The following is a 14,111-nucleotide window of genomic DNA, read 5'->3' as shown; positions in this document are numbered from 1 at the left end:
AGGTGTCAGGGTGCGCGCTGAGCAGCGCGGGGAACAAGTGAAGCGACGTCGGTGACGGTCCATATAGGTGAGCTAAAGCCCGGTACTCCTGAGTAATAAACAGAAAGCTAATGTATCAGTTACATCAACAACGTCAAAAAATTTTCTTACATTTACAAATAACTGCGCCAGCGCAAGAAACTGCCATAAAAATGCCCGTTGCCGCCGGTACGCTCTGAATAGCAGAGCAACGTCACATATTTTATTTTTTCGCTCACTAAAATAAATCGCGACCTTACTGCTGTATCGCGGAATGTTTTGGGCCTTTTCCTGATGACTTTCTTCAATTTAGTCCCGGGCGATCCACAGAAAATAACAACGGTAATTCTCAATGATTCCCGGCCATGGTCGGGAACTCTCATGCGAACGGAGGTAGCAAGTGACCATTGCGCTTGTAATTGGTACACATGGCTGGGCGGCAGAACAGCTGCTGAAAACAGCAGAAATGCTGTTGGGCGAGCAGGAAAATGTCGGATGGATTGATTTCGTTCCCGGCGAAAATGCAGAAACGCTAATCGAAAAATATCAGGCGCAGCTCGCCCGACTCGACACGTCGAAAGGCGTGCTGTTTCTGGTGGACACCTGGGGCGGCAGCCCGTTTAACGCCGCCAGCCGCATCGTGGTGGATAAACCGGGCTATGACGTGATCGCCGGGGTTAACATCCCGATGCTGGTGGAAACCCTGATGGGGCGCGATGACGATCCATCGCTGGAAGAGCTGATCCATATCGCCGTCGAGGCCGGCCGCGAGGGGGTGAAAGCGCTCAAAACCGAATCCGCCGCGCCGGCAGCGGCCGCACCCGCCCCGAAAGCCCCTGCCCAGCCGCAGAAGCCGCTGGCACCGGGCGAGCACATGAAAATTGGCCTGGCCCGTATCGATGACCGTCTGATCCACGGCCAGGTGGCCACGCGCTGGACCAAAGAGACCAACGTGACGCGCATCATCGTCGTCAGTGATGAAGTGGCCAACGATCATGTACGCAAAACCCTGCTGACTCAGGTGGCGCCGCCGGGCGTGACCGCCCACGTGGTGGATATCGCCAAGATGATCCGCGTGTGGAACAACCCGAAGTACGGTTCCGATCGCGTGATGCTGCTGTTTACCAATCCGACCGATGTTGAGCGCGTGGTAGAGCAAGGCGTGGATATCAAGTCGGTGAATGTCGGCGGCATGGCCTTCCGTCAGGGGAAAACGCAGGTTAATAACGCGGTGTCGGTGGATGAGAAGGACATCGCTGCCTTCCGCAAGCTGAATGAGCGCGGTATCGAACTGGAAGTGCGTAAAGTCTCCAACGACCCGAAACTGAAAATGATGGACCTGATTGCGAAGGTCAATGCCTGATTCGCCTGAGCCTGCGCGCGTGGGCAAAAAGTTCTGATCTTGCTGAGGAAAAATGCAATGGAAATAACCTCGCTACAAATAGTGTTGATATTTATTGTGGCCTGTATTGCCGGGATGGGATCGATTCTCGATGAGTTCCAGTTCCACCGGCCGCTGGTGGCCTGTACCCTGATTGGTGCAGTGCTGGGTGATATGAAAACCGGCATCATCATCGGCGGTACGCTGGAGATGATCGCGCTGGGCTGGATGAACATCGGTGCGGCAGTGGCACCGGATGCGGCGCTGGCTTCCATCATCTCTACCATTCTGGTCATTGCCGGCGGTCAAAGCGTCGGTGCCGGTATTGCGCTGGCCATCCCGCTGGCCGCAGCCGGTCAGGTGCTGACCATCATCGTGCGTACTATCACTGTCGCCTTCCAGCACGCCGCGGATAAAGCTGCGGAGAAAGGCAACCTGACGGCGATTTCGTGGATCCACGTCTCTGCCCTGCTGCTGCAGGCGATGCGTATCGCTATCCCGGCGCTGATTGTGGCGGTCTCGGTCGGTACCAGCGCGGTACACAGCCTGCTGAGTTCAATTCCGGAAGTGGTCACCAATGGTCTGAACATCGCCGGCGGCATGATCGTGGTGGTCGGTTACGCGATGGTGATCAACATGATGCGTGCCGGTTACCTGATGCCGTTCTTCTATCTTGGCTTTGTCACCGCCGCGTTCACCAACTTTAACCTGGTGGCGCTGGGCGTGATTGGCGTGGTAATGGCGGTGCTGTATATCCAGCTGGCGCCAAAATACAACCGCGTTGCAGGCGCTGCCTCGGCGGGCCCGGCTAACAACGACCTCGACAACGAACTCGACTAGGAACAGGTGACATCATGGTAGATACAACCAATACTCCAAAGAAACTCACCCCCGGTGACGTGCGCGGTGTGTTCCTGCGCTCCAACCTGTTTCAGGGTTCGTGGAACTTTGAACGCATGCAGGCGCTGGGCTTCTGCTTCTCAATGGTGCCGGTGATCCGTCGCCTGTATCCGGAAAACAACGACGAGCGCAAGCAGGCGATTAAGCGTCACCTTGAGTTCTTCAACACCCATCCTTACGTGGCGGCGCCGGTGCTCGGCGTGACCATGGCAATGGAAGAGCAGCGCGCCAACGGTGCGGCGATCGATGACGGTGCCATTAACGGCATCAAAGTGGGTCTGATGGGTCCGCTGGCTGGCGTGGGCGACCCGATTTTCTGGGGGACCGTGCGTCCGGTGTTCGCCGCACTGGGTGCCGGTATCGCGATGAGCGGCAGCCTGCTTGGTCCGCTGCTGTTCTTCTTCCTGTTTAACATTGCGCGCATGCTGACCCGCTATTACGGCGTGGCTTATGGCTATCGCAAAGGGGTGGATATCGTCAGCGATATGGGCGGCGGCTTCCTGCAAAAACTTACCGAGGGGGCATCGATACTCGGCCTGTTTGTCATGGGGGCGCTGGTCAACAAATGGACGCACGTCAACGTGCCGCTGGTGGTATCCCGCATCACCGACCAGACCGGCAAAACCACGGTCACCACCGTGCAGTCGATTCTCGACCAGCTGATGCCCGGCCTGATTCCACTGCTGCTGACCTTTGGCTGTATGTGGCTGCTGCGCCGTAAAGTTAACGCGCTGTGGATCATCGTTGGCTTCTTTGCCATCGGTATCTTTGGTTACTGGATCGGCCTGCTCGGTCTGTAATCTCACCGCCGGGAGTCAGACTCCCGGCGTTTTTTGAACGGTGTGACCTGAGCGCCAACGCTGAGGTCACTTCGGTTGAGGAAGAAGCCTGTATGTCACTGACTGACGCCCTGATTGCCCTGCTGATCGCCGCTCTCGCCCTGTTTGCGATTTACGACGATGTCATCCTGCCCCGCCGCAATGGACCGACCCGACTGCGCGTCACCCTGCGTCGCCGCCATAAAATCGACAGCGGCATCTTTATCGTGCTGCTACTGATTCTGCTGTGGAACAACGTCAGCCATCATGGCCCGCAGCGCACCACTACCCTGCTGATGGTGCTGTGCTTTATGGCTATCTGGCTGTTCTGGATCCGCAGCCCGCGGCTGCTGATGAAAAATGACGGCCTGTTTTTTGCCAGCGTGTGGATTGATTACCGGCGTATTCAGAGTATGAACCTGTCAGAGGATGGCATTCTGGTGATGCAGCTGGAGCAGCGTCGCCTGCTGATTGCGGTGAAACAGCTCGACGATCTGGAGAAAATCTATCATACGCTGGTGGAGGCGCGTTAAACGCGCTGCCACAGCGTCAGGGTGAAATCCGCGTCACAGCTAAAGCTGGCGCTGGAAGCCAGCTGCTGCCACACCGCTTCACGCGCACGCCAGGCAAAAGGGGTCATCTGCAGCAGGCTCACCGCTTCCGCCCCGTTCAGCGTCATCGAGTAGTGAAGGTTTTGCTGATCGATCTGTTCAAATCCCGCATAGTTTTTCTCTTCCGCCGTATGCAGCTGCACTTCACGATAGATCAACGCCTTAAACTGCTGCAGATGGTGCGGCCCCGGCGTCACCGTCAGCAAATAGCCGCCGGGCCTGATAACGCGGCTCAGCTCCTGCTCGTTACAGGGCGCGTAAATGCGCACGATGGCGTCCAGTGAACCATCGGCAAACGGCAGGCGCTGGCTGGAGGCGACACAAAAGTTAACCGCGCGATAGCGCTTTGCCGCCATGCGCACCGCGGCTTTGGCCACATCCAGACCGTACAGATGGCTGTCGGGCAACGCGGCAGCCAGGGCGGCGGTGTAATAGCCTTCGCCACAGCCGATATCCAGCAGCTGCGCGGGCCGGTTCGTGAGCGGCTGAGCCAGACGTTGCGCCACCCGATCGCGCAGCGGCTGATAGTGTCCGGCATCCAGAAAGGCCCGGCGCGCCTGAAGCATCTCTGCGCTGTCGCCCGGTTCCCGTGAACCTTTGTGCTGCACCGGCAGCAGGTTGACGTATCCCTCTTTCGCCCGATCGAACTGATGACCGGATGCACAGCGATAACTGCTGGCGTGCAGGTGCAAAGCGAGGTGGCAAAGTGGGCAAATCAACGACATAGATAACTCCGGGTTAGCGATTCGCGGCGCAGTTTACCCTGATCATCCGGTAACAGAAAGGGTAAAGAAAAGCCCCGCTCATTGAGCAGGGCTTTTAAGATTCGATTCAGCGGTGCATGACACCGAGCCTGAGAGCGAAATCAGATAGCAGTAACGTTAACTGCTGCCGGGCCTTTCTGGCCGTCCTGAATTTCAAACTCAACTTGTTGACCTTCGGCCAGGGTTTTAAAACCGTTGCCCTGGATAGCAGAGAAGTGAACGAACACGTCTTTGCTGCCGTCAGCAGGAGTAATAAAACCAAAACCTTTAGACTCGTTGAACCACTTAACCTGACCTTTAATCTTTGCCATTTTTGCAAATTCCTTAGAGTGTTTATATTGCCCGCAGGCAGTCTTACAGAGAAACCAGAGACATTACTGAATGAGGCACTAATTTAAGGTTCGGCAAGGAAGCGGTATTCAACGTCAACGTCTTTACTCGTAACTTCTTTACTGAAGATGCCATACATAAACAGAACTGTACCTCGTTTGACCCACGATTCGTTATCACATATCCGCTAATTAATGGCAAGCCATTTTTAAACAGTGATCGACATGCCGCACATAATTGCCTGAAACCGGCAGCGAAAGGTGGATAACGTTATTGACAGCAACGCCTCGGCGTGTGCAAAAAAGTCTATGCGTCAGTATAGTTAGCGCCAGACTTGCGTTTCGTCAAGCGCAGCGGCAAACGCTGCTTTTTCACATTTAAACCGAATAATTCTAGGCAAAAAATATTGCATTAATATGGCACAGATAAGCTATTTCACTGGCCGTTGTGCAATGAGCAACATAACTGCGCAGCGCTTAAATCTTGTACAATAAATTCCTGACAGTACAAGTTAATAATAGTTTTGCACCAAAATCAGGAAAATATAATCGCCGTTGCCCCAAATATAGGCAGACTGTACGCTGGCATTTATCTCATTTTTTTCTAAACACCCAACAATTAAATGTTAAAAAGCGCGGAAGCCGCTGGCATTTAACAAAAAGGGATTAGGATAAATCTTAATCGTAATTCATCAGGCTGCGGCTCTCGCCAATTCGCCATGGGGCAAAAGGCGCATCGACCTCGCCCGCCTGCTGCAATGCTTGCGCCAGCACCGTCGGCGGATCGTCAAGCGACTCGTCCGCCAGCTCAAACACGCCCCAGTGAATAGGAATTGCCAGCGGTCGCCCTATCTGCTGCCAGAGTTGTACCGCCTGATCCGGGTCCATGTGCTGGCCGCGCATGAACCATTTTGGTGCATAGGCACCTATCGGTAACGCAGCCAGATTAAACGGCCCCAGACGCTGCGCGATGGCTGAGAGATTATCGCTGTAGCCGCTATCGCCGGAGAACCAGAAATTGAGCTGCGCATTACGCACTACCCAGCCGCACCACAGCGACCGGTTGCGATCCCAGAAGGTACGCATGCTCCAGTGGCGCGCGGGAACGGCTGTGAAACTGATGTCGTCCAGGTGCACCTGCTGCCACCAGTCCAGTTCGGTGACGGTGCGCACGCCACGCCGGCGACACCAGTCGGCCATCCCCAGCGGCACCAGAAAGTGCGCGGCAGGAAAGCGGCGGGCGATGCGTTTCACTGTAGGCCGATCAAGGTGGTCGTAATGGTTATGCGAGATCAGCACATAATCAAGATGCGGCAGCTGGGCCACGCTGATCGGCGCCGGGGTTTTACGCTGCGGCCCGGCAAACGGCAACGGCGAAGCGCGTGCCGACAGCGCCGGATCGATCAAAATATAGCGCTGATTGAGACGCAGCATCAGCGCGGCATGGCCCAGCCACCAGACACGGTCATCTTCACCGCTCAGGTCGGCCTGCTGGCACCAGCTGGCGGTAAAGGCCGCATAGCCGGACTTCGGTGGCAGCGGCAGATTCTGCTGCTTACGCTCGCGCCGCCAGCGCTGAAGATCGCCAGGCTGACGCAACTCCTCTTCCGGGTTACGAAAGCCGTGCGGCGTATGATGGGCCAGCGAAGCGTCATACCAGGGATTTTGCCAGGCCATGGCCTCTCCGTTGTGGGCTTAACGTTCCGGAATCAGGCGAATAAAGTCGCGCTTGTCCCCGGCATCCTGCTCATCCTGCGCTTTTTCGGCCACCGGCTGCGCCTCAGCGATACGGCGCAGCAGCGCGTTCTGTTTCTTTTGCTCTTCCAGCAGCGCTTCCAGCAGCTGAAGCTGTTCACTGGCGCGCACGCTGGCCCGGTTAACAAAAAACCAGGCAATAAACGCCACAATCACAATGATGGCCAGCACGCCATAGTTAAACAGCGGACCGGTACTGGCGGCTAATTCGTTCATAACTGCATCAATCCTCAAACATCATTCAGGTACATCGCCGCTGATTCTACTCGTTGCGTGCGGAAAAGATATGGTGGCGGAGATAAAGCAGATTATCCCGCCTGCGTGCCGCTTTCAGTTATCTCTGATCGATCCGGCGAGAAAAGCGAGGCATGCTGCTACTATAGAGTTCGCAGCAATGCGGGAACAGCTGCGTTATGTAACACAAGGAGATAAAAATGAAACTACTGATTCGTGCGGTGATGGTGCTGGCTGTCTTGTGGCTGGCGATGCTGTTTACCGGCTACGGCGTGTTAACCGGCAGCAATAAAAACGCAGCCGGGCTGGGCTTACAGTGTAGCTACCTGACCGCGCGCGGCATGATTACCGCACAGTATCTGCACACCGACAGCGGCATTGTTGGCGTTACCGATTGTCCACTGCTGAAGAAAAGCGGCGAAGTGGTCGATAACTAAGTTAAGCCGCCTGCCGGGCTGCGCGTCAGCCCGGCAGGATTCAGAACGGATAGTCGTAATAGCCCATTTGCTCCGACACCTTACGCGCGGCACGGTGCAGCATCGCCACATACTCTTTTTTTGCCGGTTCGAAGAAGCGCACCGTCGGGAACGAGAGGCCCATGCCGGCAATCACCACGCCGAAGCGATCAAACACCGGTACCGCCAGACAGCGAATTCCCGCTTCCTGCTCTTCATTATCCTCACCAAAGCCCTGTTGCCTGACCTGCTCCAGCACCGGCAGTAGCGCCTGCGCGTTGACGATAGTGTTAGCGGTGCTGCGACGGAATTCCACTTCACGCAGAATGTCGTTCACCTCCGCGCGCTCACGCCACGCCAGCAGCACTTTGCCGATGGCGGTACTGTGCAGCGGATTACGCCGGCCGATGCGCGAATACATGCGCAGGTTATACAGCGAGTCAATCTTATGGATATAGATGATGCTGTCTTCTTCCAGCGCGCCGAGATGAATGGTCTCTTTGGTCTGGCGCGACAGTTCGCGCATCTCCACATCGGCGCTGCGAATCAAATCCACGTTCTGCAGCGCGTGCGCGCCAAGTTCAAACAGTTTGAGCGTCAGCGAATATTTTTCGCTCTCGCCCTCCTGCGCCACGTAGCCGAGTGATTTCATGGTCTGCAGAAAGCGGTAGACCGTGCTTTTCGACATCATAACCCGCTGCGAAAGCTCGGTGATGCCGTGATCGCGCTCTTCACCCAGCGCCTGCAGAATGCCAAACACTTTCATCACTGATGATACGGCATCCGGCTGTTTATCGTTATCGCGGCTCGCCATGCGGGACTTCCTTAACGCTTTTGCAAAAAACGCCAGTATAGAGGTTACAGCCGGACGGCGGCAACGACACATCCACTTGTAATTTTTGTCCATTAATGCGGTGATTTCAGGCAGAAAATTGATTAGCATGATGATATTCACTTACTTCACTTCTCCCTGTTTATGTCTCCTACCGTGTCTCAGGATGGATTACCCGTTCCACAGCGCTACGGCGCAATAATTACCATTGCGCTTGGCATCATGATGGCGGTGCTGGACGGCGCGATTGCCAACGTGGCGCTGCCGACCATTGCGCGTGAGCTGAACGCCAGCCCGGCGGAATCGATCTGGATCGTCAACGCCTATCAAATCGCTATCGTGATTTCGCTGCTGTCGCTGTCGTTTCTTGGCGATATGTTCGGCTACCGGCGCGTCTATCAGGTCGGGCTGGTGCTGTTTGTGTTCACCTCGCTGTTCTGTGCCCTTTCCTCTTCGCTGAATATGCTCACCGTGGCGCGCGTGCTGCAGGGCTTCGGCGGTGCGGCGCTGATGAGCGTCAACACTGCGCTAATCCGTATTATTTACCCGCAGCGCTTTCTGGGACGCGGCATGGCCATCAACTCGCTGATCGTGGCGGTCTCCAGCGCCGCCGGTCCCACGGTGGCGGCCGCGATTCTCTCCATCGCCAGCTGGAAATGGCTGTTCCTGATCAACGTGCCGCTCGGTGTGGTGGCGCTGTGGCTGGCGCTGCGCTTCCTGCCGGATAACACGCAGAAAGCGAAGCAGCAGAAATTTGATGTGCCGAGCGCCATCATGAATGCACTGTTTTTTGGCCTGCTGATTTCAGCGCTGACCGGCTTCGCGCAGGGAGAAAATGGCTGGCTGATTGCGGGTATGCTGCTGGCGCTGCTGCTGATCGGCGTGGTGTTTGTGCGGCGTCAGCTGGCGATGCCGGTGCCGCTGTTGCCGGTGGATTTGCTGCGCATTCCGGTGTTTTCGTTGTCGATCGGCACCTCGATCTGTTCTTTCTGCGCACAAATGCTGGCGATGGTGTCGCTGCCGTTTTTCCTGCAAAACGTACTGGGCCGGGATGAAGTCGCAACCGGCCTGCTGCTGACGCCGTGGCCGCTGGCTACCATGGTGATGGCACCGATTGCCGGCCGCCTGATCGAGAAGTTTCATGCCGGGCTGCTGGGTGGGCTGGGGCTGGCGCTGTTTGCCGCCGGGCTGTTTCTGCTGGCGCTGCTGCCTGCACAACCCACGGATGCCGATATTATCTGGCGTATGATGCTGTGCGGTGCCGGCTTCGGGCTGTTCCAGTCACCCAACAATCACACCATCATCTCGTCGGCTCCGCGCCAGCGCAGCGGCGGTGCCAGCGGCATGCTCGGCACCGCGCGACTGGTCGGGCAAAGCACCGGCGCCGCGCTGGTGGCGCTGATGTTTAACCTGTTCAACGACAGCGGCACGCATGCTTCGCTGCTGCTGGCCGGGACCTTTGCCAGCGTGGCGGCGATCGTCAGTATGCTGCGCATGACGCAAAGCCGTCAGCCGGCAGAGTCATAAAAAAGGGCGCCCGCAGGCGCCCTGTTCATTTTCTATGTGGCTTACTTAAGGTAGGCACCGCTGCGCAGCGCTTCGATACGCTTGTCGAGCGGCGGGTGCGACATAAACAGCTCGCTCAGCGATTTACCTTTTCCGTTAATACAGAACGCCATCATGCTGCTGGGTTCCTGCGGTTCGTAGCTGGTTTTCAGGCGCTGCAGCGCGGCAATCATCTTTTCACGCCCCACCAGCTTCGCAGAACCGGCGTCGGCGTGGAATTCGCGATGGCGCGAGAACCACATGGTGATGATGCTGGCGAGAATACCAAACACCAGTTCCAGCACCGTCGCCACGGCAAAATAGACCAGCGGATTGCCGTTGCTGCTCTCTTCGCCGTCGCGGTTGCCGGACAGGAAGCCAGACGCCACCTGCGCAATGATACGCGAAATGAAGATCACGAAGGTGTTCACGATACCCTGAATCAGCGTCATGGTGACCATGTCACCGTTCGCGATATGGGCGATCTCGTGCGCCAGCACCGCCTCCGCTTCGTCGCGGCTCATATTCTGCAGCAAACCGGTGGAGACCGCTACCAGCGAGGCGTCACGGCGTGCGCCGGTGGCAAAGGCGTTGATATCGGGCGCGTGGTAAATCGCCACCTGCGGCATCGCAATGCCGACCTGCTGAGCCTGGCGGCCGACGGTTTCCATCAGCCAGCGTTCCGTCTCGTTACGGGGTTGTTCAATCACTTCACCGCCGACCGAGCGTAACGCCATCCATTTGGACATCAGCAGTGAAACAAACGCACCGCCAAAGCCAAACAGACCTGCCATAATCATCAGACCCTGAACACTGCTTGACTGGATTCCTGTCAGACTCAGAATCAGTCCGAATACCAACATCACCGCCAGGTTGGTGACCAGGAAAAGCGCAATACGCATCATAAACGTTAATCTTCCTCAGTTGTGCTCGCGCTCATGCGCGGATATACATCCTATGTCCATTGTGGCGCTTTTCAAGCGACCTTAATCTTTAAGTGCCTAAAAAGACATAACTTTACATTTGGTAATGGTAGCGGCTGCAGCCTGCCGGGCGGCGATTTGCAGGCAAAAAAAAGCACCGCCGCAGCGGTGCTGTGATTTCAGGCCGAAGGGTTACTTCGCTGCCGCCGGCGCTGGCTGATCTTTTTCCAGCTGGGCCAAATCGTTAGCGATTTTCACCGTTTCATCCAGATACGGATCCGGCTCTTTGTAGTCTTTCGGCAGATCGTCCAGGCTCTTCAGCGGCGCTTTGCCTTCCGCCTGGTAGCGCGCATTGATACGTTCCAGACGCAGCGCATCTTCTTCGTGGTTCTCTTTCTCGCGCTGAGCCAGATTGAGCGACACGATGTTACGCTTGTCCTTCATCGCGTTGAAACGCGCGATGTCTTTCATGATGTACTGGAACTCGCGATCTTTGGCGATGCGATCGGCGTGCTCTTTGGTCAGCTGCGGCACCAGCGGCGTGATATCGCCGGTTTTGGTGTAGGTCGCTGCGTTGATGCTGTCCCACGGCAGCGCGTTATCCTCAAACTTCTCGCCGGTCTCTGCTGCTTCCACACCGGTCGGCATCAGCAGGTCTGGCGTGACGCCTTTCCGCTGAGTACTGCCGCCGTTGATGCGGTAGAACTTCTGAATGGTGTACTGGACTGAGCCCAGCGCTGGCCATTCCGGACGCAGCATCTGATCGTAGATGCGGTTGAGTGAGCGATACTGCTGCACCGTGCCCTTACCAAAGGTCGGTTCGCCGACAATCAGCGCGCGGCCGTAATCCTGCATCGCCGCGGCAAAGATTTCCGACGCCGAGGCGCTGAAGCGATCGACCAGCACCACCAGCGGACCTTTGTAGTAAACGATGCCGTCGTTGTCGCTGTCCTCACGCACGCGACCATTATTGTCACGCACCTGCACCACCGGGCCACTCGGAATAAACAGGCCGGAGAGCGATACCGCTTCGGTCAGCGCGCCGCCGCCGTTGGTACGCAGATCGATGACGATACTGTCGACGTTCTGCTTCTGCAGTTTCTGCAGCTGCACTTTCACATCATCGGTCAGGCCAACGTAGAAGCCCGGGATATCCAGCACGCCGACTTTCTCTTTGCCGACGTTGTGCACAGTGCCCTTCACCGCACGATCTTCCAGACGGATTTTCTCACGCGTCAGCGTCACGGTACGGGTTTTGGTGCCCTTGCCGGCTGGCAGGATCTCGAGGCGCACTTTGCTGCCCTTCGGCCCTTTAATTTTGGACACCACGTCATCCAGACGCCAGCCAATCACATCTTCCATTGGCTTGCCCGGCTGGCCGACGCCCACAATGCGGTCGCCCACGCTGATGGATTTGCTCTTGGCCGCCGGACCACCGGCCACCATCGAGTTGATCACCGTGTAGTCATCATCCATCTGCAGCACGGCACCGATACCTTCCAGCGACAGGCTCATTTCGGTGTTGAACTGCTCGGTGTTGCGCGGTGACAGATAGTTCGTATGCGGGTCGATTTCATGCGCGAACGCGGTCATCGCCAGCTGGAACACATCTTCGCTGTTGCTTTGTGCCAGACGACGGATGGCAAAGTTGTAGCGCTTGGTCAGCGTCTCGCGAATCTCTTTGTCATCTTTCCCGGCCAGCTTCAGGCTCAGCTCGTCATACTTCACCTTGGCATCCCACAGCGCGTTTAGCTCATCCGTGCTTTTCGGCCACGGTGCTTTGGCACGATCGATATCGATGGTGTCATTGCCGGTGAAGTTCATCGGGCGGTTCAGCACGCTGAGCGCATACTGATAGCGCTCGAAGCGGCGCTTCTGCGCCAGATTATAAAGATCGTAAAACACATCCAGCTTGCCGCTGCGCAACTCATCACCGAGCGTGGTTTTCTTGTCGGCGAATTGTGCCACGTCCGACGCCAGCAGCACGTTATGGCTGTAATCGAGCAGATTCAGGTAGCGGTCAAAAATTTTCGCCGAAAAATCCTGATTCAGATCGAACTGACGATAGTGAGAGCGGGTGAAACGCGAAGTGACGCGTTCACTGACGGTAGGATGCTGTGCTTCTTCGTGTAACTGGGGAATCTGGTCGGCGCGGGTAATGTTGTCCGCGCCAAAGGTGGGGCCTGCCAGCAGCAGGCCCGCGATCATACCGATCTTAAAAATGCTGTTCATGCCAGGGTCGGGCCTCCGTTTCAGAACTGCAAGTGTTCTGCGCGCACAATCATTGCCAGGCCGGAAGCGAGCTGTACCCGGACGCCATCTTTGGTAATTTCCAGGATGGTAGCGTCCATTGCACTTTTGCCTGCTTTGACTTTGATGTTTTGACCCGCTTGCAACGTTGAAGTGTCAGTGACGGGTTTTGCCCGCGGTGGACGCGGAGCAGCCTGACGCTCACCGGCCGCAGCACGCGGGGCCTGTGGACGTGGCTTACGCGGTGCGTCGCCGTCAGCCGCTTTACGGGCAGCAGGCTTGCGCGGACGACGCTCAGCGGTCTCTTCACCGGCTTCACGTTTTTTCGCTTTTTGCTGCTCGCGCTGCGCCTGCACGCGCGCTTTGGCTTCTTCCAGCTGCTTGCGCGCATGTTCTACGTGCTGCTCATCCAGCACGCCACAGGCGTTGCCGTCGAGATCGACACGGGTGGCACCGGCTTTAATGCCGTAAAGATAACGCCAGCTTGAGGTATAAAGGCGTAAGGCCGAACGCAGTTGCGTCTTGCTCAGGCTGTTTTCGCCCTGAACGCGCTCCACCAGATCCTGAAAGATACCGATTTTGAGCGGACGCGCTTCACCTTCGGCGCTAAAGCAGTGCGGAAAACGCTGCGCCAGAAAGGCGATGACTTCTTTACTGCTGTTCAACTTAGGTTGATTTTCCATGAAATTTCCTGATTACAACGGGTTTGCCGACCAGAGCAGGCATGAACAGGCGACATTATAATGACAACATCGCCAAATGCTATGTGATCCAGTCGATTAGCTGCGCGTCAGCTGAAGAAATTTTTCAATGTCGCTGTTCGCCAGCACTGCACAAAGCCCGTCGGTAAGGGCTACCAGCCCCGCTTCATCCTCGCTATCGAAGCGAGAATAAACCGTACTGTCGATGTCGAGAACACCGACCATCGTGCCATTCACTTTCAGAGGAATCACGATTTCCGCGTTGCTGGCGGCGTCGCAGGCAATGTGCCCCGGGAAAGCGTGCACGTCTTCAACCCGCTGCACGCTATCCTCCGCAACCGCGGTGCCACATACTCCTTTACCCACCGGAATGCGTACGCAGGCGATTTTGCCCTGGAACGGCCCCAGCACCAGCGTCTCCGGCTCGGTCAGCAAATAGAAGCCTGCCCAGTTAACCCCTTCCAGGCGTTCAAACAGCAGCGCACTGCAGTTGCCCAGCGCCGCCAGGAAAGAAGTTTCGCCCGCTAACAGTGCGCGGACATCGCGATTTAAATCCTCGTAAAAGGCTTTTTTGTTCATTGTTTAACCATAACTC

16 protein-coding genes are annotated in these 14,111 nt (G+C 56.6%); 6 read left to right on the top strand and 10 right to left on the bottom strand.

What is annotated here, in order from left to right; all coding sequences use genetic code 11:
• Positions 1–418 precede the first annotated feature (418 nt).
• From manX to C1Y43_RS16730, 4 genes are all read left to right on the top strand, one after another.
• Entirely contained in the window at positions 419–1,381 is a 963-nt protein-coding gene (gene manX / locus C1Y43_RS16745) for a PTS mannose transporter subunit IIAB (protein ID WP_104188998.1), read from the top strand.
• A 57-nt stretch (positions 1,382–1,438) separates the two neighbouring features.
• Complete coding sequence (locus C1Y43_RS16740; RefSeq protein ID WP_031280203.1) at positions 1,439–2,239, top strand: PTS mannose/fructose/sorbose transporter subunit IIC; 801 nt, start codon at positions 1,439–1,441, stop codon at positions 2,237–2,239.
• 14 nt (positions 2,240–2,253) lie between these two features.
• A complete protein-coding gene (locus tag C1Y43_RS16735; RefSeq protein ID WP_021510027.1) occupies positions 2,254–3,099 on the top strand; it encodes a PTS mannose transporter subunit IID in 846 nt (281 codons plus the stop codon).
• A gap of 92 nt (positions 3,100–3,191) precedes the next feature.
• A complete protein-coding gene (locus C1Y43_RS16730; RefSeq protein WP_104188996.1) occupies positions 3,192–3,650 on the top strand; it encodes a DUF986 family protein in 459 nt (152 codons plus the stop codon).
• Here C1Y43_RS16730 and rlmA read toward each other — a convergent pair.
• The 5 genes from rlmA to C1Y43_RS16710 all read right to left on the bottom strand — a co-directional run bounded on the left by rlmA (position 3,647) and on the right by C1Y43_RS16710 (position 6,792).
• Positions 3,647–4,453, bottom strand: a complete 807-nt coding sequence (gene rlmA, locus C1Y43_RS16725; RefSeq protein ID WP_104188994.1) for a 23S rRNA (guanine(745)-N(1))-methyltransferase — start codon at positions 4,451–4,453, stop codon at positions 3,647–3,649. The genes C1Y43_RS16730 and rlmA overlap by 4 nt on opposite strands.
• 140 nt (positions 4,454–4,593) lie before the next feature.
• Positions 4,594–4,803 (bottom strand): transcription antiterminator/RNA stability regulator CspE, encoded by a 210-nt coding sequence (gene cspE, locus C1Y43_RS16720; protein ID WP_021510024.1) that lies wholly within the window; start codon positions 4,801–4,803, stop codon positions 4,594–4,596.
• An 83-nt stretch (positions 4,804–4,886) separates the two neighbouring features.
• Positions 4,887–4,961, bottom strand: coding sequence for a DUF2627 domain-containing protein (locus C1Y43_RS23670; protein WP_110866451.1), 75 nt, complete (start codon positions 4,959–4,961; stop codon positions 4,887–4,889).
• 538 nt (positions 4,962–5,499) lie between these two features.
• Entirely contained in the window at positions 5,500–6,498 is a 999-nt protein-coding gene (locus C1Y43_RS16715) for an MBL fold metallo-hydrolase (protein WP_104188992.1), read from the bottom strand.
• A gap of 18 nt (positions 6,499–6,516) precedes the next feature.
• The gene (locus C1Y43_RS16710) at positions 6,517–6,792 is read right to left on the bottom strand and encodes a YebO family protein (RefSeq protein WP_058781833.1); all 276 of its coding nucleotides are present in this window, start codon (positions 6,790–6,792) and stop codon (positions 6,517–6,519) included.
• 218 nt (positions 6,793–7,010) lie between these two features.
• Here C1Y43_RS16710 and C1Y43_RS16705 point away from each other — a divergent pair, with 218 nt between their 5' ends.
• On the top strand, positions 7,011–7,247 hold the full coding sequence (locus C1Y43_RS16705; RefSeq protein WP_021510021.1) for a YobH family protein: 237 nt from the start codon (positions 7,011–7,013) through the stop codon (positions 7,245–7,247).
• Between the two features lie 40 nt (positions 7,248–7,287).
• Here the strand turns inward: C1Y43_RS16705 and kdgR are convergent, their stop codons facing one another.
• Positions 7,288–8,079 (bottom strand): DNA-binding transcriptional regulator KdgR, encoded by a 792-nt coding sequence (gene kdgR, locus C1Y43_RS16700; RefSeq protein WP_104188990.1) that lies wholly within the window; start codon positions 8,077–8,079, stop codon positions 7,288–7,290.
• Positions 8,080–8,241: 162 nt separating this feature from the next.
• Here kdgR and C1Y43_RS16695 point away from each other — a divergent pair, with 162 nt between their 5' ends.
• Entirely contained in the window at positions 8,242–9,624 is a 1,383-nt protein-coding gene (locus tag C1Y43_RS16695; protein ID WP_058774591.1) for an MFS transporter, read from the top strand.
• Between the two features lie 41 nt (positions 9,625–9,665).
• On the opposite strand, the gene htpX is transcribed toward C1Y43_RS16695, so the two are convergent.
• The 4 genes from htpX to C1Y43_RS16675 form a co-directional block, all read right to left on the bottom strand.
• Complete coding sequence (gene htpX, locus C1Y43_RS16690; protein ID WP_021510018.1) at positions 9,666–10,547, bottom strand: protease HtpX; 882 nt, start codon at positions 10,545–10,547, stop codon at positions 9,666–9,668.
• A gap of 210 nt (positions 10,548–10,757) precedes the next feature.
• Positions 10,758–12,797 (bottom strand): carboxy terminal-processing peptidase, encoded by a 2,040-nt coding sequence (gene prc / locus C1Y43_RS16685; protein WP_021510017.1) that lies wholly within the window; start codon positions 12,795–12,797, stop codon positions 10,758–10,760.
• A gap of 20 nt (positions 12,798–12,817) precedes the next feature.
• Positions 12,818–13,498, bottom strand: a complete 681-nt coding sequence (proQ, locus tag C1Y43_RS16680; protein WP_088518134.1) for an RNA chaperone ProQ — start codon at positions 13,496–13,498, stop codon at positions 12,818–12,820.
• Between the two features lie 96 nt (positions 13,499–13,594).
• On the bottom strand, positions 13,595–14,095 hold the full coding sequence (locus C1Y43_RS16675; protein WP_058774590.1) for a GAF domain-containing protein: 501 nt from the start codon (positions 14,093–14,095) through the stop codon (positions 13,595–13,597).
• Between the last annotated feature and the right edge of the window lie 16 nt (positions 14,096–14,111).

Origin of the sequence: Pantoea sp. ICBG 828, from assembly GCF_002928355.1 — a bacterium.
GTDB lineage: Bacteria > Pseudomonadota > Gammaproteobacteria > Enterobacterales > Enterobacteriaceae > Pantoea > Pantoea dispersa.
The sequence above is the reverse complement of the archived record's forward strand: the minus strand, read 5'-3'. Positions and strand labels throughout refer to the sequence as shown.

Bases quoted from the DNA above. Each gene is read 5' to 3' on its own strand.
- C1Y43_RS16740 (WP_031280203.1), top strand. From the start codon at position 1,439: ATGGAAATAACCTCGCTACAAATAGTGTTGATATTTATTGTGGCCTGT.
- C1Y43_RS16735 (WP_021510027.1), top strand. From the start codon at position 2,254: ATGGTAGATACAACCAATACTCCAAAGAAACTCACCCCCGGTGACGTG.
- C1Y43_RS16730 (WP_104188996.1), top strand. From the start codon at position 3,192: ATGTCACTGACTGACGCCCTGATTGCCCTGCTGATCGCCGCTCTCGCC.
- rlmA (WP_104188994.1), bottom strand. From the start codon at position 4,453: ATGTCGTTGATTTGCCCACTTTGCCACCTCGCTTTGCACCTGCACGCC.
- cspE (WP_021510024.1), bottom strand. From the start codon at position 4,803: ATGGCAAAGATTAAAGGTCAGGTTAAGTGGTTCAACGAGTCTAAAGGT.
- C1Y43_RS16715 (WP_104188992.1), bottom strand. From the start codon at position 6,498: ATGGCCTGGCAAAATCCCTGGTATGACGCTTCGCTGGCCCATCATACG.
- C1Y43_RS16710 (WP_058781833.1), bottom strand. From the start codon at position 6,792: ATGAACGAATTAGCCGCCAGTACCGGTCCGCTGTTTAACTATGGCGTG.
- C1Y43_RS16705 (WP_021510021.1), top strand. From the start codon at position 7,011: ATGAAACTACTGATTCGTGCGGTGATGGTGCTGGCTGTCTTGTGGCTG.
- kdgR (WP_104188990.1), bottom strand. From the start codon at position 8,079: ATGGCGAGCCGCGATAACGATAAACAGCCGGATGCCGTATCATCAGTG.
- C1Y43_RS16695 (WP_058774591.1), top strand. From the start codon at position 8,242: ATGTCTCCTACCGTGTCTCAGGATGGATTACCCGTTCCACAGCGCTAC.
- htpX (WP_021510018.1), bottom strand. From the start codon at position 10,547: ATGATGCGTATTGCGCTTTTCCTGGTCACCAACCTGGCGGTGATGTTG.
- prc (WP_021510017.1), bottom strand. From the start codon at position 12,797: ATGAACAGCATTTTTAAGATCGGTATGATCGCGGGCCTGCTGCTGGCA.
- proQ (WP_088518134.1), bottom strand. From the start codon at position 13,498: ATGGAAAATCAACCTAAGTTGAACAGCAGTAAAGAAGTCATCGCCTTT.
- C1Y43_RS16675 (WP_058774590.1), bottom strand. From the start codon at position 14,095: ATGAACAAAAAAGCCTTTTACGAGGATTTAAATCGCGATGTCCGCGCA.